The organism is Pseudomonas sp. MF6396, assembly GCF_002018915.1.
In the GTDB taxonomy this organism is placed as follows: Bacteria; Pseudomonadota; Gammaproteobacteria; order Pseudomonadales; family Pseudomonadaceae; genus Aquipseudomonas; species Aquipseudomonas palmensis.
This window is the reverse complement of sequence record NZ_MVOK01000027.1, coordinates 1-23109: the sequence shown is the minus strand read 5'-3', so window position 1 is coordinate 23109 and position 23109 is coordinate 1. Positions and strand designations below refer to the sequence as shown.

At 64.4% G+C, this 23109-nt stretch carries 19 protein-coding genes and 2 pseudogenes; 12 read left to right on the top strand and 9 right to left on the bottom strand.

The window, feature by feature from the left end:
• Positions 1 to 3: 3 nt before the first annotated feature.
• Positions 4 to 882: a carboxylate/amino acid/amine transporter gene (locus MF6396_RS22605; RefSeq protein ID WP_043864146.1), complete on the top strand. Its 879-nt coding sequence runs from the start codon at positions 4 to 6 to the stop codon at positions 880 to 882.
• Here MF6396_RS22605 and MF6396_RS22600 read toward each other — a convergent pair.
• On the bottom strand, positions 823 to 2124 hold the full coding sequence (locus MF6396_RS22600) for a mechanosensitive ion channel family protein (RefSeq protein WP_043864145.1): 1302 nt from the start codon (positions 2122 to 2124) through the stop codon (positions 823 to 825). The two genes, MF6396_RS22605 and MF6396_RS22600, sit on opposite strands and share 60 nt — an antisense overlap.
• A gap of 142 nt (positions 2125 to 2266) precedes the next feature.
• Between MF6396_RS22600 and MF6396_RS22595 the strand changes: the two genes are divergently transcribed.
• On the top strand, positions 2267 to 3595 hold the full coding sequence (locus MF6396_RS22595; protein ID WP_043864144.1) for a DEAD/DEAH box helicase: 1329 nt from the start codon (positions 2267 to 2269) through the stop codon (positions 3593 to 3595).
• A 74-nt stretch (positions 3596 to 3669) separates the two neighbouring features.
• Here MF6396_RS22595 and MF6396_RS22590 read toward each other — a convergent pair whose 3' ends face one another.
• On the bottom strand, positions 3670 to 3939 hold the full coding sequence (locus tag MF6396_RS22590; RefSeq protein WP_043864143.1) for a hypothetical protein: 270 nt from the start codon (positions 3937 to 3939) through the stop codon (positions 3670 to 3672).
• Positions 3940 to 4067: 128 nt separating this feature from the next.
• Here MF6396_RS22590 and MF6396_RS22585 point away from each other — a divergent pair, with 128 nt between their 5' ends.
• Entirely contained in the window at positions 4068 to 4463 is a 396-nt protein-coding gene (locus MF6396_RS22585; protein WP_043864142.1) for a hypothetical protein, read from the top strand.
• A 143-nt stretch (positions 4464 to 4606) separates the two neighbouring features.
• Positions 4607 to 5491 (top strand): DMT family transporter, encoded by an 885-nt coding sequence (locus MF6396_RS22580; RefSeq protein ID WP_370409175.1) that lies wholly within the window; start codon positions 4607 to 4609, stop codon positions 5489 to 5491.
• On the opposite strand, the gene MF6396_RS22575 is transcribed toward MF6396_RS22580, so the two are convergent.
• On the bottom strand, positions 5439 to 6614 hold the full coding sequence (locus tag MF6396_RS22575) for an MFS transporter (protein WP_078481620.1): 1176 nt from the start codon (positions 6612 to 6614) through the stop codon (positions 5439 to 5441). The two genes, MF6396_RS22580 and MF6396_RS22575, sit on opposite strands and share 53 nt — an antisense overlap.
• A 104-nt stretch (positions 6615 to 6718) precedes the next feature.
• On the opposite strand from MF6396_RS22575, the gene ptrR reads away from it, so the two are divergent.
• The 3 genes from ptrR to MF6396_RS28265 all read left to right on the top strand — a co-directional run bounded on the left by ptrR (position 6719) and on the right by MF6396_RS28265 (position 8059).
• Positions 6719 to 7618: a putrescine utilization regulator PtrR gene (gene ptrR / locus MF6396_RS22570; RefSeq protein WP_078481619.1), complete on the top strand. Its 900-nt coding sequence runs from the start codon at positions 6719 to 6721 to the stop codon at positions 7616 to 7618.
• Between the two features lie 111 nt (positions 7619 to 7729).
• Complete coding sequence (locus MF6396_RS29315) at positions 7730 to 7855, top strand: PA1414 family protein (protein WP_286900691.1); 126 nt, start codon at positions 7730 to 7732, stop codon at positions 7853 to 7855.
• A gap of 21 nt (positions 7856 to 7876) precedes the next feature.
• Positions 7877 to 8059 carry a hypothetical protein gene (locus tag MF6396_RS28265; RefSeq protein ID WP_102063828.1) on the top strand — a complete coding sequence of 61 codons (183 nt, stop codon included), beginning with the start codon at positions 7877 to 7879 and terminating at the stop codon, positions 8057 to 8059.
• 382 nt (positions 8060 to 8441) lie between these two features.
• Here MF6396_RS28265 and MF6396_RS22560 read toward each other — a convergent pair whose 3' ends face one another.
• Positions 8442 to 9821 carry a sodium:solute symporter gene (locus tag MF6396_RS22560; protein ID WP_043864137.1) on the bottom strand — a complete coding sequence of 460 codons (1380 nt, stop codon included), beginning with the start codon at positions 9819 to 9821 and terminating at the stop codon, positions 8442 to 8444.
• Positions 9822 to 9959: 138 nt separating this feature from the next.
• Positions 9960 to 10910 (bottom strand): agmatinase, encoded by a 951-nt coding sequence (speB, locus tag MF6396_RS22555; RefSeq protein WP_043864136.1) that lies wholly within the window; start codon positions 10908 to 10910, stop codon positions 9960 to 9962.
• A 223-nt stretch (positions 10911 to 11133) separates the two neighbouring features.
• On the opposite strand from speB, the gene MF6396_RS22550 reads away from it, so the two are divergent.
• The 4 genes and pseudogenes from MF6396_RS22550 (at position 11134) to MF6396_RS22540 (ending at position 14398) form a co-directional block, all read left to right on the top strand.
• Positions 11134 to 12027: a LysR family transcriptional regulator gene (locus MF6396_RS22550; RefSeq protein WP_043864135.1), complete on the top strand. Its 894-nt coding sequence runs from the start codon at positions 11134 to 11136 to the stop codon at positions 12025 to 12027.
• A 136-nt stretch (positions 12028 to 12163) separates the two neighbouring features.
• A pseudogene (locus tag MF6396_RS29620) lies at positions 12164 to 12445 on the top strand (PAS domain-containing protein); the annotation flags it as partial.
• 786 nt (positions 12446 to 13231) lie between these two features.
• A pseudogene (locus tag MF6396_RS29615) lies at positions 13232 to 13729 on the top strand (methyl-accepting chemotaxis protein); the annotation flags it as partial.
• A 75-nt stretch (positions 13730 to 13804) separates the two neighbouring features.
• The gene (locus tag MF6396_RS22540) at positions 13805 to 14398 is read left to right on the top strand and encodes a tRNA-uridine aminocarboxypropyltransferase (RefSeq protein WP_058541545.1); all 594 of its coding nucleotides are present in this window, start codon (positions 13805 to 13807) and stop codon (positions 14396 to 14398) included.
• 6 nt (positions 14399 to 14404) lie between these two features.
• Here the strand turns inward: MF6396_RS22540 and MF6396_RS22535 are convergent, their stop codons facing one another.
• From MF6396_RS22535 to MF6396_RS28505, 4 genes are all read right to left on the bottom strand, one after another.
• On the bottom strand, positions 14405 to 15760 hold the full coding sequence (locus tag MF6396_RS22535; protein WP_078481616.1) for an HlyD family type I secretion periplasmic adaptor subunit: 1356 nt from the start codon (positions 15758 to 15760) through the stop codon (positions 14405 to 14407).
• 11 nt (positions 15761 to 15771) lie between these two features.
• Positions 15772 to 17925 carry a type I secretion system permease/ATPase gene (locus MF6396_RS22530; RefSeq protein ID WP_043864131.1) on the bottom strand — a complete coding sequence of 718 codons (2154 nt, stop codon included), beginning with the start codon at positions 17923 to 17925 and terminating at the stop codon, positions 15772 to 15774.
• Positions 17926 to 17953: 28 nt separating this feature from the next.
• Positions 17954 to 19327, bottom strand: coding sequence for a TolC family outer membrane protein (locus tag MF6396_RS22525; protein WP_043864130.1), 1374 nt, complete (start codon positions 19325 to 19327; stop codon positions 17954 to 17956).
• Between the two features lie 225 nt (positions 19328 to 19552).
• A complete protein-coding gene (locus MF6396_RS28505; protein WP_153046109.1) occupies positions 19553 to 19801 on the bottom strand; it encodes a hypothetical protein in 249 nt (82 codons plus the stop codon).
• Between the two features lie 36 nt (positions 19802 to 19837).
• On the opposite strand from MF6396_RS28505, the gene MF6396_RS22520 reads away from it, so the two are divergent.
• Positions 19838 to 23109: retention module-containing protein (locus MF6396_RS22520; RefSeq protein WP_153046108.1), on the top strand; the 3272-nt coding region annotated here is incomplete at its 3' end.

Here is a 23109-nt window from a genome sequence, read left to right as displayed (position 1 = left end):
TACATGGGCTACTTATTGATCGTCGCGCTGATCCAGGCGTTTTCCTTCAGCCTGATCGGCGAATACCTGGCCGGGCATGTCGACAGCTACTTCGCGGTGCTGGCGCGGGTACTGCTGGCCGGCCTGGTGTTTTTGCCGTTGACCCGCTGGCGCAAGGTCGAGCCGCGCTTCATGCGGGCCATGCTGCTGATCGGCGCGTTGCAGTTCGGCATCACCTATGTGTGCCTGTATTTGAGCTTTCGTGTGCTGAGCGTGCCCGAAGTGCTGCTGTTCACCATTCTTACACCCTTGCACGTGACCCTGATCGAGGATGCCCTGAACCGGCGCTTCAACCCGTGGGCACTGGTGGCCGCACTGGTGGCGGTGGGGGGCGCAGCGGTGATTCGCTTCGACCGCATCAGCCCGGACTTCTTCATGGGCTTTGTGCTGCTGCAACTGGCCAACTTCACCTATGCCGCCGGTCAGGTGCTGTACAAGCACCTGGTTGCCCGTTACCCCAGTGACCTGCCGCACTACCGACGCTTCGGCTACTTCTACCTGGGCGCCCTGCTGGTGGTGCTGCCGGCCTTCCTGCTGTTCGGCAACGCGCAGCATCTGCCCAGCACCGACGTGCAGTGGCTGGTGCTGCTGTTTCTGGGATTGTGCCCGACGGCGCTGGGGCTGTACTGGTGGAACAAGGGCGCCTGCCTGGTTTCAGGCGGCACCCTGGCGGTGATGAACAACCTGCATGTGCCGGTCGGGCTGTTGCTCAACCTGCTGATCTGGAACCAGCACGAGCCGCTGGGCCGGCTGTTCATCGGTGGTGCGGTGATACTGGCCTCGCTATGGCTCAGCCGACTCGGTGCTCAACGCCCGTTGCTCGCGAACGGCACCGGCCGGTAGCAGCCCGGCGCGCAGGTCGCTGCCGCTGGGTTGCTGGTACAGGCCCAGACCGAACTCGGGCATTACGGCCAGCAGGTAGTCGAAGATATCGCCCTGGATACGTTCATAATCGGCCCAGGCGGTGGTGCGGGTGAAGCAGTAGATTTCCAGGGGCACGCCCTGGGCGGTGGTCTGCATCTGACGCACCATGCAGGTCATGTTCGGCTGGATGTCCGGGTGGCTTTTCAGGTACGCCAGGGCATAGGCGCGGAAGGTGCCGATGTTGGTCATGCGCCGGCGGTTGGCCGACAGTGCTGCCACAGGGCCCTGGGCTTCGTTCCAGGCCTGCAGTTCGCTGCGCTTGCGGGTCATGTAGTCGGTGAGCAGGCGCACCTTGCCCAGGCGTTGCTCTTCTTCATCGGTCAGAAAGCGCACGCCGCCAGCATCGATGAACAGGCTGCGCTTGATGCGCCGACCGCCGGCCTGCTGCATGCCACGCCAGTTCTTGAACGATTCGGACATCAAGCGCCAGGTGGGGATGGAGACAATGGTCTTGTCGAAGTTCTGCACCTTGACCGTGTGCAGGGTGATGTCCACCACGTCGCCGTCGGCGCCCACTTGGGGCATCTCGATCCAGTCGCCGACGCGCAGCATGTCGTTGCTGGTCAGTTGCACGCTGGCCACGAACGACAGCAGGGTGTCCTTGTACACCAACAGGATCACCGCCGACATCGCACCCAGGCCCGACAGCAGCAACAGCGGCGAGCGGTCGATCAGGGTGGCGACGATGATGATCGCGCCGAACACGAACAGCACCATCTTGGCCAGTTGCACATAGCCCTTGATCGAACGGGTACGCGCATGTTCGGTGCGGGCATAGATATCGAGCAGGGCATCGAGCAGTGCACTGATGGCCAGCACCAGGAACAGGATGGTGAACGCCAGCGCCACGTTGCCCAGAAAATGCTGGCTGGTGGCGCTGAGCTCCGGCACCAGCTTGAGGCCGAACTGCACCACCAGCGAGGGCACCATCTGCGCCAGGCGCTGGAAAACCTTGTTGTGCAGAAGGTCGTTGAGCCAGTGCAGGGCCGGCTGGCGGCTCAGCAGCCGGACGGCGTGCAGGATCATGAAGCGTGCCACACGCCCCAGTACCAGGGCGGCCAGCAGCAGTACCGCCAGGCCCAGGCCGGCGTGCAGCAGCGGGTGCTGATCGAGGGTGCCCCACAGATCCAGGGCGTTTTGCCAGAACAATTGAATATCCATGCCTTAGTAAAGGTGTCCGCAAAAAGAGTGGAAGTGCAATTAGAACGCGGAAAGTCGTGACAATGCCAAAAGAAATTCGGCGTGAGCGCCGGAAAACGTTACCCTATATGGCTGAATTTCTGCACTTGCCCGAGGTACACCCGTGTTTTCCCAATTCGCCCTGCACGAACGCCTGCTCAAAGCCGTGGCCGCACTGAACTTTGTCGAGCCCACGCCTGTGCAGGCGGCGGCCATCCCCCTGGCGCTGCAAGGGCGTGACCTGCGGGTGACGGCGAAAACCGGTAGCGGCAAGACCGCCGCCTTCATGCTGCCCGTGCTCAACCGCCTGGTGGACCTGAAGCAGAGCCGTGTCGAGATCCGTGCCCTGGTGCTGCTGCCGACCCGCGAGCTGGCCCAGCAGACCCTCAAGGAAATCGAGCGTTTCGCCCAGTTCACCTACATCAAGGCCGGCATGATCACCGGTGGTGAAGACTTCAAGGAACAGGCCGCCATGCTGCGCAAGGTGCCGGACATCCTGGTCGGCACCCCGGGGCGCATGCTCGAGCACCTCAATGCCGGCAACCTGCACCTTGAACATGTGCAGGCGGTGGTGCTGGACGAAGCCGACCGCATGCTCGACATGGGCTTTTCCGAAGACGTCGAGCGTCTGTGCAACGAGTGCGCGAACCGCGAGCAGACCCTGCTGTTCTCGGCTACCACTGGCGGTGCCGGCCTGCGCGACATGATCGGCAAGGTACTCAAAGACCCCGAGCACCTGATGCTCAACACCGTCAGCCAGCTCAACGACGGCACCCGCCAGCAGATCATCACCGCCGACCACAACCAGCACAAAGAACAGATCGTGCAGTGGCTGCTGGCCAACGAGACCTACCAGAAGGCAATCATCTTCACCAATACCCGGGTGATGGCCGACCGTATCTACGGGCACCTGGTGGCCAAGGACATCAAGGCATTCGTGCTGCACGGCGACAAGGACCAGAAGGACCGCAAGCTGGCCATCGAGCGCCTCAAGCAGGGCGGCGCCAAGGTGCTGGTGGCGACCGACGTCGCGGCCCGTGGCCTGGACGTGGACGGCCTGGACCTGGTGATCAACTTCGACATGCCGCGCAGCGGCGACGAATATGTACACCGTATCGGTCGTACCGGGCGCGCCGGCAACGAAGGTCTGGCAGTGTCGCTGATCTGCCATGGTGACTGGAACCTGATGTCGAGCATCGAGCGCTACCTCAAGCAGAGCTTCGAGCGCCGCACCATCAAGGAAGTCAAAGGCACCTATACCGGGCCGAAGAAGGTCAAGGCGTCGGGCAAGGCCGCCGGGGTCAAGAAGAAAAAGACCGACAAGAAGACCGACAAGAAGGTGGTGGCCAAACGCAAGCCGACCGCCAAGCCCAAGCCCAATGCTCCCTCCCTGGTGAGCCAGGACGGCATGGCACCGCTGAAGAAGCGCAAGCCGGCACCGGCTGCCGAGTAAGGTTGCAGGGCCTATTCGCCGGCAAGGCCGGCTCCTACAGGAGCTGTCTTGCCAGCGAACGCGTCATCCTCGATTCAGACTTTCTTCTCTGCCGCCTTCAGTTCCTGCATGCGCTTGTCGATCAGCTGGCATTTGTCCGGCAGGTCCTTGCTCTCGGTTCCCAGCTTCATCCCCTGCAGTTCTTCATTGATCTCCTTGGCCTTCTGCGGGTTCTGCTCCGTCAGTTTGCTGACCTCCTTGGCCAGCTCCTCGCGTTTCTGCGTGGCCTCTTCCAGCGTGCAGGCCCAGGTGGGCACGGCAAATAGAAGGGCAGCGGCAGCGGTGATGCTCATCAGCGTTTTCATGGTCGGACCTCGTGTTCCATTACGGGCGAAGGTGTTCGGTGGAGGGCTGTGCCGGCCGGAAAGTTCAGTCGAACCGCTGCCGCGCGCGCCTGTCACACCCTTACATCCCCTTGCTGGAGGTTGGACCGATGAGCACTACCTATGACTGGGACCTGATGGAGCGCCTGCTGCACGAAGTGCAGAACGGCGCCGGCCACAGCTTTACCCCGCGCCCGTATGCCGAGCAGCATGCTGCCGGCCTGGCTGCCAAAGGCGATGCAGTGCCGGAGCTTGATCATCTGAAGACCAAGGCCTGCGAATACGAGAAGCTGCTGTTCGAGCGCGGCTTTATCGAGACGCGCCCTGAAGAGGAAGGGGGCAATGGCGAGAACTTCGTCCTTACCCAACGAGGCTCGCGCCTGCTCAGCCTTATCGACAGCGCAATCCCGGGCAATGATCATCCGCGCCAGGTGTTGAACGAGCAGGCTGATGCACTGGATGAGGCGACCTTCGACGAAGTGGCGTCAAAGGCACAAATCGCCTGATCGGGCTGGTAATCGCTGGCAGCAGGCCCTGATAATCGGCGCTGGATCCACTATTGCCGAGAGCCTGCCATGCCGTGCCGCGATAATGGGGGTCGCCCTTGAGCGCCCTTCGTAAGAATACCGACACCTTCGCTCTGCAGGTCATGCTGGGCCTGTGCCTGATCTGGGGCATCCAGCAGGTCATGATCAAGTGGGCCGCGCCGGACATTGCACCGGTGATGCAGGCCGCCGCGCGCTCGGGCATCTCGGCACTGATGGTCGCGTTGCTGATGTGCTGGCGGGGTGGCTGGGAACAGCTGGGCACCACCTGGAAGGGCGGTCTGCTGGCCGGTTCGCTGTTCGGCCTGGAGTTTCTGCTGATAGCCGAAGGGCTGCAACTGACGTCCGCGGCGCACATGTCGGTGTTCCTCTACACCGCGCCGGTGTTCACTGCGTTGGGGCTGCACTTCATGCTGCCCAGCGAGCGCCTGCGCCCGCTGCAGTGGCTCGGCATCCTGCTGGCGTTCGCCGGCATTGCCGTGGCCTTTGCCGGCGGACTGTCGCTGGACAACCTCGATGGGCGCATGCTGCTGGGCGATGCGATGGGCGTGATGGCCGGCATGGCCTGGGGCGCGACCACCGTCGTGGTGCGGGCTTCGCGCCTGTCGGAGGCACCGGCTACCCTGACCCTGTTCTACCAGCTGATGGTCGGCTTCGTCGGCCTGCTGCTGATCGCGGTGCTGACCGGGCAGGTCGGCCATGTGACCCTGACCGCCACATCGATCAGCAGCGTGCTGTTCCAGGCGGTGGTGGTGTCGTTCTTCAGCTACCTGACCTGGTTCTGGCTGCTGCGTCGCTACCTGGCGTCCAACCTGGCGGTGTTCTCGTTCATCACCCCGTTGTTCGGGGTGACGTTCGGCGTATTGCTGCTGGGCGAGCCGTTGAGCCTGAACTTCATCCTGGGCGCCGTCTGCGTGTTGCTGGGCATTACCCTGGTCAGTGCCGAGCAGTGGGTACGCAGGCGTCTGCGGCGCCTGCTCGGCCAGTAGCCGGGCGCAACAGCAGGGCCCCGGCGATGATCAGGCCGCTGGCGGCCACTACCAGCGCCGGTTGCAGGCTGGCGCTGAACTGATTGCTCAACGCCGCCAGCAGCGGGCCGCTGAGTTGGCCGAGGGCGAAGCAGGTGGTCAGCAGGCCGGCATTGCGGTGGGTGGCGTGGGGCGCCAGTTCGCGCGAGCGCTGCATCACCAACTGCATGCAGGCCAGAAACGGCGTGCCGCACAGCAGTACACCCAACGCCAGGCCGGCGCCGCTGCCCAGCAGGCAGGCCAGTACCCCGGCGGCCTGCAGCCACAACGTTGCCATCAGCCAGCGCGCCGTACTGCCGTGGTGCGGGCGGCGCTGGCTGACCAGCACCACACCCATGGCGGCAGCCAGGCCGAAGGCCGGCCAGAACAGGTCGGCCAGCCACTGGCCGTGAAAACGTGCGCTGGCCATCTGTGACATGAAAGTGGCCGGAATGATGTATCCCACCCCGTACAGTGCATAGATCAGCCCCAGCCGTCCGATGCCGGGTGTCGCACCCTGCGCGGTGGCCTTGTGCGCGGGCACTGGTTGCGGGTGTGGCAGCGCGGGCTGGATCACCAGCAGCATCAGCAGCGCCACGGCGGCGTAGATCAGCCACAGCGGTGCCGAACCCAGCCCCTGCAGATTGGCGCCCAGTGCCAGCATCCCCGTGAGCAGGATACCCATGCCAGGGCCGGCGAACACCAGTGCGCCAAGACGCGGTTGCCGGCTTTGAGCGGCCAGGTGCTGAGTCATGCCGGTGAGCGTCACCACCACCCACGCACTGGCGATGCCGGTACCCAGGCGCAGCGCCATATGCGGCCAGAACCCGTGGGCCCAGAACGAGGCCAGGGTCAGCAGCACACACAGCCACAACCCGGCCAGCAGGCGCTTGCGCACCTGGGCTGGGCGGTGCGCGAACATCGCGTCGAGGGCGCCGAGCAGGTAGCCCAGGTAATTGGCGGCGGCTACCAGCCCGGCGGCGGTCAGGCTGATCTGGCCTTCGCTGATCAGGTGCGGCAGTTGCGGGGTGAGGGCGAATCGGCCGATGCCCATGGCCATCATCAGGGCAACGAAGCTGGCCAGCAGGCGCATTGTCGAGGACATGGTCGGGTTCCTGTGCGATGAGCGTTGACCGTCAGGCTACTGCGGGTTGACTTTCATAAAAATTGAATAATGATGAGGAACTTGTTCTGCTTTGGAGAATTACCGTGGAGCTGAGTCAACTGCGCATCTTTCAGGCGGTCGCCGAAGAGGGGTCGATCACCCGCGCGGCCGAGCGCCTGCACCGCGTGCCCTCCAACCTGTCCACGCGCCTGCGCCAGCTGGAAGAGCAACTGGGTGTGGAGCTGTTTCGGCGAGAGCGCCAGCGCCTGCAGCTGTCGCCGGCTGGCAAGGTGCTGCTGGACTACAGCGCACGCATGCTGGCGTTGCATGACGAAGCCTTTGCGGCGGTTCAGGGGGGCGAGCCGGCGGGGAATTTCGTGCTGGGCAGCATGTACAGTTCAGCGGCCATTCATCTGCCTGAGTTGCTGGCGCGCTATCACCGAGCTTACCCGGCGGTGAACCTGCAGGTGCAGACCGCCCCCAGCGGCGAATTGCTCGAAGGGCTGCTCAGCGGGCGTCTCGACGCGGCGCTGGTGGATGGACCGCTGGCCCTGGCCGGGCTCGACGGGGTGCCCTTGTGCGAGGAGACCCTGGTGCTGCTCACCGAGGCCGACCACCCGACGGTGCACAGTGCCCGGGATGTGGCTGGGCGTGCGGTGTTCACGTTTCGCCAGGGATGCTCGTACCGCATGCGGCTGGAGGCCTGGTACGCCCATGATCGTGCGGCGATGGGGCGGGTGATGGAAATCGAATCGTATCCCAGCATGCTGGCCTGTGTGATCGCCGGGGCGGGTGTGGCGTTGATGGCGACCTCGATGCTTGAAAGCCTGCCGGGCCGTGAACGGGTCACGGTGCACCCGTTGCAGTCGCCGTTCGACCAGACCACCACCTGGCTGATGTGGCGCAAGGGCATGTGCGGGGCCAACCTGAGTGCCTGGATAGCGGTGCAGGAAGCGGTGAAGGGGCAGGTGAGCGATGATGCCGAGGTGGCCCTGCGTGCCTGACTGAAATCAATAGAGAAGTTTTTACCCGGGCGTGATGCTGCACATGGGGCTATGATGAGTTTGTAGCGCCGCCGCCGTACTTCGCGCGCAGATGACCCGTGAGGGGGAGTTATGAGAAACGATCTGTTCAACTGGCTCCACGACCTGGCTGTGGCACTGGGGCTTGTCCCGCCACCCATGCAGCCTGTACCGATCCCTACCGATGAGGAGCAACGCAAACGCCAACCTCGGCGCTAGCGTGCTGCTGAAACCGACGCATTGCGCAATGCGTCGGTATTCTTTTGCGATTTTTCAGCCGTCCCCATTCCCACAAAATCCCTGAAAGGCTTTGGCTTTGGCTTTGGCTTTGGCTTTGGCTTTGGCTTTGGCTTTGGCTTTGGCTTTGGCTTTGGCTTTGGCTTTGGCTTTGGCTTTGGCTTTGGCTTTGGCTTTGGCTCTTGATCTTGATCTTCCCGTCCCCCAGGAGGCCGAATGGAACCTGCGCGTAGTGGGGTGGAGGGCCATGGATGGCCCGTAAAGCGCCGACGGGCAGGGATGCCCGTTCGGCGTGGCCCCACGGAGCGTGGGTGGAATGAGGGGACCCGTAGCGAAGCGTAGGGCCGGATGATGGACGGGAGCGGTTTTGCTTACTTTTTCCAAGAAAAAAGTAAGCCGCTGTAAGAGCGGAAGGGGCCCTTGCTGGCTGCATCCATGCTGGATAAGCCTGCGCTTGCCGATGTTACAGAGCCTATTGCTGACCCAGGCGTGTTGCTGCCTTCGCGGGGCAAGGCCCGCTCCTACAGGTCGTCCATGACCCTCCGCCCCGCTACCCGGGCGCGACGTCCTATGCCAGATTCACCGCGCCCACCGGCCGACGCGACATCAAACTCACCACCACAAAACTCACCAACCCGATAGCCAGGCTGTAGTAGATCGGCGTATTGGCATCCATCCCATCCTTGAACATGAACACCAGCGCCGTCACGAACCCCAGCCCCATGCTGGTGATTGCCCCGGCCGTGGTTGCACGCTTCCAGTAGATCGCCCCGATCAGCGGCACCAGCATGCCGCCCACCAGCAGGTTGTACGCCAGGGTCAATGCACTGATCACATCCACTACCACCAGCGCGATCCCCAGCACCGCAATACCCGTAAGCAAGGTAAACAACCGGTTGATGCCAAGGCTCGACTGCTTGCCGCCACGCAGCTTGGGCAGCAGGTCTTCGGTCAGCACCGTGGAGGCAGCCAGCAAGCCGGCACTGGCGGTGGACATCATCGCCGCCAGGGCCGCGGCAATCACCAGCCCACGGATGCCGTCGGGCAACGCTGACTTCACGATCGCCGCAAACGCATTGTTGGCATTGCCCAGGTCAGGCAGCAGCACATGCGCACACATGCCGATCAGGGCACACACCAGGCCGTAGATCACGCAGTACACACCGGCCGTGGTACCGGCCCGCTGGGCGACTTTTTCGTCACGGGCAGTGAACACGCGCTGCCAGATGTCCTGGCCGATCAGGATGCCGAAGAAGTAGATCAGGAAGTAGGTGATGATGGTGTCCCAACCGATGGTGGTCAGGTTGAAGCTGGCAGCCGGCAGCTTGGCCACCAGTTCGTCCCAGCCGCCCACCCGGTACAGGCAGATCGGCAGCAGGATGAACATCAGGCCCACGGTCTTGATCACGAACTGCACAATGTCGGTCAGGGTCAGCGACCACATGCCGCCAATGGTCGAGTAGACCACCACCACGCCACCACCGAGCAGGATGGCGCCCCAGAACGGCAGGTCGAACAGCACCTGCAGCACGGTGCCGATGGCCAGGGTAGAGGTCACGGCGATCATCAGGGCGTAGGCCAGCATGATCACGGCGCTGGCCTGGCGGGCCATGGGGTTGTAGCGCTTTTCCAGCACCTGGGTCACGGTGAAGATGCGCAGGCGCAGCAGCGGCTTGGCCAGGAACAGGTTCAGGGCAATGATGCCCAGGCCCAGCGCGGCGCACAGCCAGAAGCCGGAAATGCCGTGCACATAGCCCAGCTTCACGGTGCCGACGGTAGAGGCGCCGCCCAGCACGGTGGCGGCCATGGTGCCCATGTACAGGCTTGGGCCCAGGTTGCGCCCGGCCACCAGGTAGTCTTCGTGGGTCTTCGCGCGGCGCATGCCGAACCAGCCCAGTACCAGCATGCCGGCGGCGTATATCAGTACAACGAATATGTCCAAGGCCATGGGGTGTCTCCGATTATCTTTATTATGGTGAGATCGATCGCCGGTGGCGTGCGCCAGGCGTCATTCATCCGCAAGCGGGCCGCGTGTACGGCCCGCCGAAAGGCTCCATCCGGGGGTGAAACTCCAGGCCGATGGCCGTTAGCGATGCGCTACGCCAGGCAGAACACACAGCATTTCGTACAACAGGTTGGCGCCGAGCAACGAGGTGTTGCCGGTGGTGTCGTAGGGCGGCGAGACCTCCACCAGATCGCAACCGATCAGGTCCAGCCCCTGGCAGCCACGGATGATCTCCATCGCCTGGATGGTGGTCAGGCCACCGATTTCCGGGGTGCCGGTGCCCGGTGCCCAGGCCGGATCGATGCCGTCGATGTCGAAGCTCAGGTAAACCGGACCACCACCGACCTTTTCACGCACTTCGGCCATCAGTGGCTCCAGCGACTTGTGCCAGCACTCCTCGGCCTGCACCACGCGAAAGCCCTGCTTGCGGCTCCAGTTGAAGTCTTCGGCGGTGTAGCCCTGGGCGCGCAGGCCGATCTGCACCACGCGGTCGCAGTCCAGCAGGCCTTCTTCGACGGCGCGACGGAAGGTGGTGCCGTGGGCGATCTTCTCGCCGAACATGTGATCGTTGACATCGGCATGGGCATCGATGTGCACCAGCCCGACCTTGCCGTGCTTCTTGTGGATCGCGCGCAGGATCGGCAGGGTGATGGTGTGGTCTCCGCCCAGGGTCATGGGGATCACGTCGTGCTCGAGGATCTCGTCGTAGGCCTCTTCGATGATGCGCACCGCGTCCAGCAGGTTGAAGGTGTTGATTGCCACGTCGCCGATGTCGGCGACCGACAGCGAGTCGAACGGGGCGGCGCCGGTGGCCATGTTGTACGGGCGGATCATCACGGATTCGGCACGGATCTGGCGCGGGCCGAAGCGGGTGCCGGAACGCAGCGAGGTGCCGATGTCCAGCGGGATGCCGATGAAGGCAGCGTCCAGGCCGGCGGCGCTGGGCAGGTGGGGAAGACGCAGCATGGTGGCGATGCCGCCGAAACGCGGCATTTCGTTGCCGCCCAGTGGTTGGTGAAGAATCTTGTCCACGGTCGGGCCTCACGGTTTGGATTGTTCTAGTTGTTGGAACCTGTCCGGACACCCTGCGAACAGGTGCAGCAATGCGCGAGGACAGGTGCATTGGCGCAGAGTCTGCAAAAGGTAGTGCGCCAAGAGAATCGCTACAGGCAAATACTTACTTCAGGTTTTCATGAACTAATGGCGATCAGCGGGTAGACTGGCGCGTATTCGTTGCCCTGTTGGAGCCCTTGCCATGGCCTCGGCCCTGCCTGATCTGAAATTGCTGCGCATCTTCGTCAGCGTGGTACGCCACCAGGGCTTCGCCAATGCCCAGCGCGAGCTGAACCTGTCCACGTCCGCCATCAGTACCTACATGAGCCAGCTGGAGTCGGCGCTGGGTATCGTGCTGTGCCACCGTGGGCGCGGCGGCTTCAGCCTCACCAGCAAGGGCGAACTGTTCCATCAGGAGACCCTGCGCCTGCTGGCCGAAATGGACGGTTTCGAGCAGTACGCGGCGGCGCTCAAGGGCGAGCTGCGCGGCACCCTGAACCTGGGGGTGATCGACTCCACGGTCGGCGATCGCGCATTGCCGCTGGCCGACGCCATCGGTGCCTATAGCCTCGAACACCCGGCCGTGCACCTGCACCTGTCGGTGTCCAGCCCCTACGAACTGCAACTGGGGGTGCAGGACAACCGCCTGGACCTGGCCATCGGCGCTTTCTCCACGCGCATGAGCGGGCTGGTGTATCAGCCGTTGTACCGCGAGCAGCATTGGCTGTACTGCAGCAACCGGCATTCGCTGTTCACCGAGCGGCGCATTCCCGAACAGGTGATCACCCAGCAGCGCATGGTCGGTCGCGGCTACTGGAGCCAGGCCGAACTGGCCCGCCACGGCTTCAAGCATAGCGCCGCCACGGTCGAGAGCATGGAGGCACAGCTGATCCTGGTACTGTCGGGGGCCTACATCGGCTACCTGCCTGAACACTATGCCCAGGCCTGGGTGGACAAGGGCGACCTGCGGGTGCTGTCGCCGGCGACCTTCGGCTATCAGGCGCCGTTCTCGCTGATCATTCGCCGGGGCCGCAGCCGCGAACCCTTGATCCAGACCTTTCGCGACCGCCTCAAGGCGCAGCTCACGCCAGCCTGATCGGATGCGCATGAAAATCTTTTGCGCAAATAGAAGAAAAATCCTTCAGACAAGCCCTACAAGCCCGTAAATGCTCTGCTAAACCTGTTCTTGCTTGTTGAAAATTCCCAACATCTTCCAAGCAGGGATCGCCGAGATGCGTACGAATCTGCCCGTCACTGAGCATGAAAGAACCTTCCCGAGCGATCAGCGCCTGATATCCACCACCGACCTCAACAGCCGCATCACCTACTGCAACGACGCCTTCGTCAGCATCAGCGGTTTTACCTACGACGAACTGGTGGGCCAGCCCCATAACCTTGTACGCCACCCGGACATGCCGCCCGCGGTGTTCGGGCACATGTGGGACACCCTCAAGCAAGGCAAGCCCTGGATGGGGGTGGTCAAGAACCGCGCGAAGAACGGCGATTTCTACTGGGTCAGTGCCTACGTGACGGCCATCTACGAGGATGGCCGTATCAGTGGCTACGAGTCGGTGCGCTCGGTGCCCACCCCGGACCAGATCCGTCGAGCCACGGCGTTGTATGCACGCTTGCGCCAGGGCCGGGGCGCCATGTCCTGGGCCGCGCGTGCAGCGGTGCAACTGGAGCTGGGCTGGCCGCTGGTAGGGGCGGCGCTGCTGTCGGCCGCCGGCTACCTGTGGCTGCCCCAGTACGCGGCGCTGGGCGTGTTGATGGCCAGCCTGCTCAGTGCCTGGTACCTGATCGAGGCCCATCACGACCGGATGATCCGGCGTACCCTGGCCGAGCACCCCAGGGCCTTCACCAGCCCGCTGGTAGCGCTGACCTACAGTGACAACCGGGGCCTGCAGGGGCAATTGGACCTGGCGATCATCAGCGAGGAAGCGCGCCTGCAGACCGCGCTCACGCGGCTGGTGGACGCCGGCGTCGGGGTCAAGGCACGGGCCACGCAATCGAGCGACCTGTCCGGGGCCCAGGCGCAGATGCTCGACCGCCAGCGCTGCGAGACCGACCAGTCGGCGGCCGCCATTGCGCAGATGGCGGCGACCATCCAGCAGGTCACCCACAACGTGCAGGACACCGCCACGGCGGCGTCCGATGCCGACCAGTTGGCCCGCCAGGGCAGCGACCTGGCACAACGAAGCCTGCAGGCAATGGGCAGCATGGCCGATGCGGTGACCGAGATCGGCCAGGCGGTGAACGAACTGGCCGGGCAAACCCAGTCCATCGGCAGCGTGGTGGATGTGATCACCTCGATCGCCGAGCAGACCAACTTGCTGGCGCTCAATGCCGCCATCGAGGCGGCGCGGGCCGGCGAGCAGGGCCGCGGTTTTGCCGTAGTGGCCGACGAGGTGCGGTCGCTGGCGCAGCGCACGCGGGTCTCGACCGAGGAAATCCACCAGATCATCGCCAGCCTGCGTGCCGGGGCCGAGCGGGCGGTGAGCAGTGCCAGCCGCGGCGAGCAGATCTCGCGTGACAGCGTGCACAGTGTCGAGGCCGTGCAGACCGCGCTGGTGGGCATCAGCCAGGCGGTCAGCCGCATCACCGGCATGAGCCAGCAGATGGCCACGGCGCCGGAACAGCAGAGCCATGTGGCCGAAGACATCAACCAGCAGATCACGCGCATCGCCCAGCTGTGCGACCACAGCGCCGGGCAGGCCAAGCAGGGCGCCGAGATCAGCCAGGACCTGCAGCGCATGGCCGACTACCTGTACAGCCTGGCCGAACGCTTCAATCGCTGAATCCGCGCGTTGACCCAGGGCGGTGCGGTATTTCGCGGGCCTGCTGTGGCACACTTCGCGCCCCAGGAGAACCCGATGTCCAGAATTCACTGCGAGCGCTGCCTGCGCCCACAAACCCATTGCCTTTGCGCGTTGATCCCCCGCCTGGACAGCCGCACCCGTGTACTGCTGCTGCAGCATCCCAGCGAAGTGAACCATGCCTTGAACACCGCCAGGCTGGCGGCGCTTGGCCTGCGCAATGCCGAGTTGCGGGTGGGCGAGGTGTTCGAGGATCTCGAGCAGTGGCTGACGCAGCCGGGGTATCGCACCGGCCTGTTGTTCCCGGGTGAGGGCGCGCAGGCGCTGCAGGCTTATGCTGGCGATGAGCGACCGTGGTTGCTGGTGGTGCCCGACGGCACCTGGCGCAAGGCGCGCAAGTTGCTGCATGTGAACCCTTTGCTGGCAACGTTGCCACGGGTCACGCTGGGGGCGTTGCAGCCGTCGCGCTACCGGTTGCGCAAGGCACCCGGGGAGGGCGCCTTGTCGACCATCGAGGCAGTGACGCAGGCGTTGAACGTGCTGGAGGCGCCGGCGCTGTTCGATGCGCTGCTGCGGCCGTTCGATGCCCTGATCGAGGGGCAGATTGCGGCGATGGGGCAACAGACCTACGAGCGCAACCACCTGCGTTGATGGGCGCTAGCGCTCGCGCAACGCCTCGGTGCGTGCCTTGAGCACCGGCTTGAGCAGGTAATCCAGCACGCTCTTGTGGCCGGTGATGATGTCCACCGTGGCGGTCATGCCCGGGATGATCAGCAACGGTTTGTTGTCCCCGCCCAGGTGGTTCTTGTCGGTGCGCACCTGGATCAGGTAGAACGCGTTGCCCTTGTCGTCCGTCACCGTGTCGGCGCCGATCAGCTCCAGCTTGGCCTTCAGGCCACCATAGATCGTGTAGTCGTACGCACTGAACTTGACCATCGCGGTCTGCCCGGGGTGCAGAAAGGCCACGTCCTGTGGGCGCACCTTGGCCTCGATAAGCAGGTTGTCCTCCAGCGGCACGATCTCCAGCAGGTCGCTGCCCGGCTGCACCACACCGCCAATGGTGTTGACCTTGAGCAGCTTGATGATGCCGTGCACCGGCGACACCACGGTGGTGCGGGTGACGCGGTCGTCGATGGCGATGCTGGTGGCGGTGATCTTCGAAAGCTCGGTGCGCTTGTCGTTGAGTTCCTTGGCCGCCTCCGAGCGAAAGCCTGCCTCGGATTCCTCGATCTTGCTGCGGATCTCCGCCGCCGCCGCTTCGGCCCGCGGAATCGCCAGGCTGGTGGCGTTCAGCGAGCCGCGAGCCTCCACCGCGCTGCGCTTGAGGCGCAGGATCTCCACCGGCGAAATCGCGCCGGTGCCCACCAGCGGCGTGGACATGTTCAGCTCTTCCTGCAGCAATGCCAGGCCCGAGCGGTACTGCTCCAGTTTGGAGCGAAACTCGGCCAGTTCCTGGGTTTTCTGCCGCAGTTGCTCGTTGAGCGTCTGTTTCTCGCTGGTGAGGCGGCGCTGGCGCGACTGGTACAGCGACAGTTCGTCCTCGGCCACCTGCGGGGCCTTGCTGCGTACCACCTCCGAGAGCTGGAAGGGGCGGCCCTCGGCCTCGGCGGACAGGCGCTCGACCTGTGCGGTCAGGGCATAGCGGTCGGCTTCGCTTTCGCCCTTGTTCGACAGAAAGCGCGTGTCGTCCAGGCGCAGCAGGGTGTCGCCCTTGTTCACCATCTGCCCCTCGCGCACGAAGATCTCGGTGACGATGCCGCCCTCCAGGTTCTGGATCACCTGCACCTTGCTCGACGGGATGGCCTTGCCTTCGCCCATGGTGACTTCATCGAGCACCGCGAATTTGGCCCACACCAGTGCCACCAGCAGCAAGCCTGCCGCAAGCCACACGGTGATGCGCGACAGGCGGGGCGAGTCCTGCAGCGTCGCGCCGGCCAGGTCTGGCATGTACTCGCGTTCGGCAGTCTTGCCGAAGCTGCGGATGTAATCGCCCAGGCCGGACAATGCAGACATGCTGATACCCCTCAGAGTGCAGAGCCGACACGGCCCTTGCGCAGTGCATCGATGACCGCGTCCTTGGGCCCGTCGGCCACCACCTTGCCGTTGTCCAGCACCACCAGGCGGTCGACCAGGCTGAGCATCGAGGTGCGGTGGGTGACCAGCAGCAGGGTCTTGCCCTGCACCCAGCCGTGCAGGCGCTGGCGCAGCTGGTCTTCGCTGCTGTTGTCCATATGGCTGGTGGGCTCGTCGAGGATCAGGATCGGCGGTTCCAGCAGCATCGCGCGGGCCAGCAGCACGGTCTGGCGCTGGCCGCCGGAGAGCAGCATGCCGCGCTCGCCCACCGGCCGTTCGAAGCCTTGCGGGTGCTGGCGGGCCAGTTCGCTCACGCCGGTCATCTCGGCCACTTCGAGCATGCGCGCATCGCTGACGTAGCGTGCGCCCAGGGTCAGGTTGTCGCGCAGGCTGCCGGCCAGCAGCGGCAGGTCATGGGCCACGTAGCCGAGCTGCTGGCGCAGGTCGGCGATGTCGAGCTGGCGCAGGTCGAGGTTGTCGAGCAGGATCTGCCCCTCTTCGGGTTCGTAGAAGCCCATCAGCAGGCGTGCCAGGGTGCTCTTGCCCGAGCCGCTGCGACCGATGATGCCGATGCGCTCGCCCGGCTTGACCGTGAAGCTCACGTTGTCCAGCGCTGCGGCGTTCTGCCCGTTGTAGCGGAAGGTCACCTGGCTGACCTGCAGCGCGCCGTGCAACTGGGTGCGCTCCAGGGTCTGCTGGCCGGCAGGGCGTTCCTGGGGCAGGGCCATCAGCGCGTCGGTGCTGTGCATGGTCAGTTGGGCCTGCTGGTAGCGGGTGATCAGCCCGGCGATCTGGCCCAATGGTGCGAGCACGCGGCTGCCGAGCATGTAGCTGGCCACCAGGGCACCCACGCTGAGGTTGCCGGCAATGATGCTGTACACCCCGGCGACGATGGTGGCCATGCCGCACAGCTGCTGGATGAACAGGGTGCCGTTGGTGGCCAGTGCCGAAAGGTTGCGCGCCTGTACGTCGAGGCGGGTGAGGGCGCCGTGGGTGCTTTCCCACTGGTGCTGGCGCTCGCTTTCGGCCCCGCAGGCCTTGAGGGTTTCCAGGCCGCCCAGGGTCTCGATCAGCAGCGCCTGGCGCAGCGCGCCCAGGCTCAGGCTTTTTTCCACGGTATCGCGCAGGCGTGCCTGGATGAACAGCGCAAAGGCGATGGTGATCGGAAAGGCCACCAGCGGAATCACCACCAGCCAGCCGCCCAGCAGGCCGATCACCAGCAGCATCAGCACCACGAAGGGCAGGTCGATAACGCTGGTCAGGGTCACCGCCGTGAGGAATTCGCGCAGGCCCTGGAAGTCGTGGATGCTCTGGGCGAAGCCGCCGATGGTGGCCGGGCGGGCCTTCATCGACATGCCGGTGATGCGCTCGAACAGGGTGGCCGACAGGATCAGGTCGGTCTTCTTGCCGGCCTGGTCCAGCAGGTGCGCACGCACCACGCGCAGCACCAGCTCGAACAGGGTGCCGAGCATCAGGCCGATGACCAGTACCCACAAGGTGGAGGTGGCCTGGTTGGGCACCACCCGGTCGTAGGTCTGCATCACGAACAGCGGCACCATCAGGCCCAGCAGGTTGATCAGCAGGCTGGCCAGCAAGGCGTCGCTGTAGAGCCAGCGCGACTGCTTGAGGGTGTCACGGAACCAGGCGTTGACCCTGGGCAGCAGCGGTGTGCGCAGGTCTTCGACCTCGTGGCGCGGGCGTGCGAACAGGGCCTGGCCGCTGTAGACGTCGGCCAGCTCCTGGCGGCTGACCCACTGCTCGCCGCCTTCGGCTTCACTGGGCAGTATCAGGGCCTGGTCGTTCTCGCCCCAGCGCCGCAGCACGGCGCTGCGGCCATCGGCAAGCAACAGCAGCACCGGCAGGTTGAGCGCCGAGATCGCGCCCAGCTCGCGGCGCAGTACCCGTGCCTGCAGGCCGGCCCGGGCCGCTGCGCGCGGCAGCAGGTCGAGGCTCATGCGCTGTTCGGCCAGCGGCAGGCCGGCACACAGGCTGCTGCGACTGACCGCAGCGCCGTGCAGCTTGCACAGTATCAGCAGCCCGTCGAGCAACGGGTCATCGAAGCTCTGGCGCGGGTCGGCGGTGCCGGCCGGCTGCATGCTGGTCATGGGCGGCTCCTCGGGCGGTCGAACGTGTTCAACGCAGGTCCGGCAGCGTGGCGTCGCTTCTGACTTCGCTGCGTGCAATGGCCTCCGGTGGCAGCGAGATCTTCTGTTTGCTCAGCAACTCGCCCATGTTGGCCAGCACCCGGTACATCGAGAACTCCTCGGTGTAGCGCACTTCGGTGTAGCGACGGTTGGCGTTGTACAGCTCGTTCTCGCTGTCGAGCAGGTCGAGCAGGGTGCGTTGGCCCAGGCCGAACTGATCCTGGTAGGCGGCGCGCACACGGGTGGTGGTGTCGGCGTATTCGCGTGCGGTCGGGGTTTGCAGGCGCGCGTTGGTCATGGCGTTCCACGACAGCGCGAGGTTTTCGTTGAGGGTGCGCAAGGCGTTGTTGCGGATGTCCATGGCCTGGTTGATCTTGTGCGCATCCGACTGCAGGCGGGCCTTGTCGCTGCCGCCCTTGAACAGGTTGTAGCTCATCACCACGCCGGCTCGCCAATCGCTGTTGGCATGCCCGGGTTCACCGGCGATGTTGTTGTTGGCGCCGGTGGCGAGCTCTGCATCCAGGCGCGGGTAGAACGGCGACTTGGCCACTTCGTACTGTTGCTCGGCGGCCTGGATGTCGGCCTGGGCCGACTTGAGGTAGGGGTTGTTCTGCAGCATGGCCTGGCGCGCCTGGGTCAGGTCGCCGGGCATCTCGCCCTTGATCGACACCGGGGTTTCCAGCTCGTCGGGGGCACGCCCGACCACGCTGATGAAGTTGGCTTCGGCATCGGCCAGGTCGACCTGGGCGGTGTACAGGTTGTTGTCGGCCAGCGCCCGGCGTGCGGTGGACTGGTCAAGGTCGGCATTGCTGCCCACGCCGCGCTCGCTGCGCAGGCCGATCTGGTCGTTGACGCGCAGGTGTGCCTGCAGGTTGTTCTTGGCCAGGGTCACCAGCTCGCGGCGCTTGAGCACTTCCAGGTACACCTCGATGGCGCGCAGGGCGATGGTCTCGGAGGTGGCCTGCACGTAGTAGGCGCGTGAATTGACCACGGCCTCGGTGCGGCCCACTTCATTGGCGGTGTTGAAGCCGTCGAACAGCATCTGGCGCAGGCGCAGTTCGGACTGGGTGTAGTTCAGGGTTTCCTTGTTGTGATTGCGGCTGCCGTCGGCGTTGAAGCCGCGGGTGTTGGTGTTGTCTGAACGTTCGCGTCCGTAGCCGGCCACCAGGTCGACGGTGGGAAAGTAGCCCCCTCTGGCCACCTTCACATCCTCGTCGGCGGACAGCCGGCTATTGATCCCGGCCTTGTTCTCCGGGTGGTAGTCCACGGCGCTCTGCACGGCTTGTGACAAGGACATGGCCTGCGCGTTGGCACAGATCATGGCGAACAGAATCGCGCTGCTGATGGGGGTCAAAACGCGCATGGATGACATCTCCCTGATTTCTTGTGGTCTCTCAATCGCCAAAAAAATGACGAAAAATGGAGGTCAAACCGTTTCAGGCTTGTAACAACAGAGCTAAGAACATTTAACGGCCAACCTAAGAAGTATTTCTCATAACCGATATGCGAAAAAAAACTTATGCGCTGTGCTCAAAGCAAGACATTGTTCTCTTCAGATAGCTCGAAAACAGGCGCAGATGTTGGCCTGTCAGGGCGTCCGATAAAGTTCCTCGTTTTTTGCAGCATTGGGTTTGGAGTGAGCGGAGGAGAGGTCAACGCGGCGAAATATGGCGACAAAATTTTGGCTCATGGCCGATTGCCAGATCGCAGCGTGGCTTAACCGGAGCATGGGCAGGCCGAATGCATTGATTTCGTTGAGATCGGTGCGTGCGGTCGCAAGGTTGTTCTCCGAGTCGGCCGGGCATTGCCCGCGCCAGGTTTCGCGATACCCCGGCACGTGTTTGCGAAAACCTTCGGCAATGGAGGCATGCTCATGGCTAATTTGATCGGTGTGGTCAGCAAGGTTGTCGGCCAGGTATTCGCGGTAGCGGCCGATGGCGGTCGACGTGCCCTGGTGGAAGGCGACCGCCTTTATGCCGGGGAACAACTGGAAACCGGCGCGGCCGGGGCAGTGGCGGTGCACCTGGAAAACGGTGCCGAGCTGACCCTGGGCCGTGACAGCAGCCTGCAGCTGTCTCCCGACCTGCTGGCCAACCATGCCTCGCACGTGAACGCGCCCGAGACGGTGACGCCCAGCCAGGCACAACTGACCGATGTGGAGAAACTGCAGCAGGCCATTGCGGCGGGCGCCGACCCCAGCCAGGAGGGCGAAGCTCCGGCGGCGGGCCCCGGCAACGGCGGTTCGCCAAGCGCATTGGGCGGCGGCCATTCGTTCGTGCAGCTCACCGAGGTGGGAGGGCACCTGGACCCGGTGATCGGCTTTCCGACGGCGGGTTTCAACGGCATCCCCGAGATTCCCGAACCCTGGATTGGCGCGCGGGGTGATGACCAGGGCCCTGGCGGTTTCGTGCCGCCGGTGATCCCGCCGGTTGAGCCGCCCATCGACCACCCGGTGACACTGGACGGGCTGGAGGTGAATGGCGGTGAACTGACCGTGTACGAGAAGAACCTGGCCGATGGCTCAAGCCCCGATAATGGCGCGCTGACCCAGAGCGGCAGCTTTACCGTGCATGCCCCCGATGGCCTGCACACGCTTACCGTCGGGGGCATCAACGTGGTGATCGGCGGGGTGGTCAGTGGTTTTCCGCAATCGATCACCACGGGGCTGGGCAATACCCTCACCATCACCGGCTACAACCCCGCCACAGGCGTGGTGAGCTACAGCTACACCTTGCTCGACAACGAAGCTCATCCCGCTGGCCAGGGCATCAACAACATCGGTGAGAGCTTCAGCGTGGTGGCCATCGACAGCGATGGCAGCAAGGCCACCGGCAGCCTGGACGTGAACATTGTCGATGACGTGCCGCAGGCCAGGCCCGACAGCGCCTCGGTAGTCGAAGGCGGTACCGTCACCGGCAACGTGCTGCACAATGACAGCCTGGGCGCCGATCGCCCGCCGGTCGAGCACACGGTGGTCGGTGTGCGGGCCGGCTCCGATACCTCGACATCGGCCATCGGCTCGCTGGGCGTGAACATTGCGGGTACCTACGGCACGCTGGTGCTCAACGCCAACGGCGAGGCGGTGTACAAGGCCGACCCCAACGCCGTGCCGCCAGCGGGCGCGACCGATGTGTTTACCTACACCATCCGCGATGCGGACGGTGACGAAAGCACCACGACCATCACCATCAACGTCACCGACAGCAAGCTCGTCGCCTGCCCGGACAGCGTCACGGTGTATGAAAAGGCCCTGGACCTGGTCCAGGACCCGCAAGACCTTGCGCCGGGCACAGTGGTGGGCAGCAACCCGGGCTCGGCGGGCGAGACCGCGACCGGAACGCTGGCCGGCTCGGTCGGTGGTGGCTCCGGCGCACTGACCTTCACGCTGGTGGGCAGCAGCACCGGCGCCTACGGGCAGATCCAGATCAACGCCGACGGCAGTTACAAGTACACCCTGACGTCCGCGCCGCAGGTGGGCGGCGGCAACGACGGGGCCAATGTGGTCACCTCCGAAACCTTCACCTACAAGGCTACCGACGCGCTGGGCAACAGCGTCACCAGCACCATCGTGATCAAGATCGTGGACGATGTGCCACGGGCAGAGTCGGACAGCACCACGGTGGTGGAGGGCGGTACGGTCACCGGCAACGTATTGGACAACGACACGCTGGGTGCAGACGGTGCAGCCCAGGGCGGTGCGGTGGTGGGTGTGCGGGCGGGCGCCGACACCTCGACCTCGGCCATTGGCTCGCTGGGCGTGAGCATTGCCGGTACCTACGGCACGCTGATCCTGAATGCCAATGGCGAGGCGATCTACAAGGCCGACCCCAACTCGGTAGCGCCAACCGGCGCCAAGGACGTGTTCACCTACACCATCCGCGACGCGGACGGTGACGAAAGCACCACGACCATCACCATCAACGTCACCGACAGCAAGCTCGTCGCTTGCCCGGACGATGACATCAAGGTGTACGAGCGCGGGCTGGACCTGGTGCAGGACGCCTGGGACCTGGCGCCTGGCACGGTAGAAGGCAGCGCGCCGACGAGGGCCACGGAAACCTCGGTCGGCAACCTTCAAGGCCGGGTGGGCGGTGGCTCCGGTGCCCTGACCTACAGCCTGGAAGGCAGCGCCATCGGTAACTACGGGCAGATTCAGATCAACGCCGACGGCAGCTACAAGTACACCCTGACCTCGGCGCCGCATATCGGCAACGGCAACGACGGCGCCAACGTCGTGAGCACCGAGACCTTCACCTACAAGGCCACCGATGCGCTGGGCAACAGCGTTACCAGCACCATCGTGATCCATATCGTCGACGACATGCCCATCGCCGAATCGGACAGTGCCACGGTGATGGAAGGCGGTACGGTCACCGGCAACGTGCTGCTCAACGACATCCTGGGTGCAGACGGCGCAGCCCAGGGCGGTGCGGTGGTGGGTGTACGGGCAGGCTCCGATACCTCGACCTCGGCCATCGGTTCGCTGGGCGTGAGCATCGCCGGCACCTATGGCACGCTGATCCTGAACGCCAATGGCGAGGCGATCTACAAGGCCGACCCCAACTCGGTAGCGCCAACCGGCGCCAAGGACGTGTTCACCTACACCATCCGCGATGCGGACGGTGACGAAAGCACCACGACCATCACCATCAACGTCACCGACAGCAAGCTCGTCGCTTGCCCGGACGATGACATCAAGGTGTACGAGCGCGGGCTGGACCTGGTGCAGGACGCTTGGGACCTGGCGCCTGGCACGGTAGAAGGCAGCGCGCCGACCAGGGCCACGGAAACCTCGGTCGGCAACCTTCAAGGCCGGGTGGGCGGTGGCTCCGGTGCCCTGACCTACAGCCTGGAAGGCAGCGCCATCGGTAACTACGGGCAGATTCAGATCAACGCCGACGGCAGCTACAAGTACACCCTGACCTCGGCGCCGCATATCGGCAACGGCAACGACGGCGCCAACGTCGTGAGCACCGAGACCTTCACCTACAAAGCCACCGATGCGCTGGGCAACAGCGTTACCAGCACCATCGTGATCCATATCGTCGACGACATGCCCATCGCCGAATCGGACAGTGCCACGGTGATGGAAGGCGGTACGGTCACCGGCAACGTGCTGCTCAACGACATCCTGGGTGCAGACGG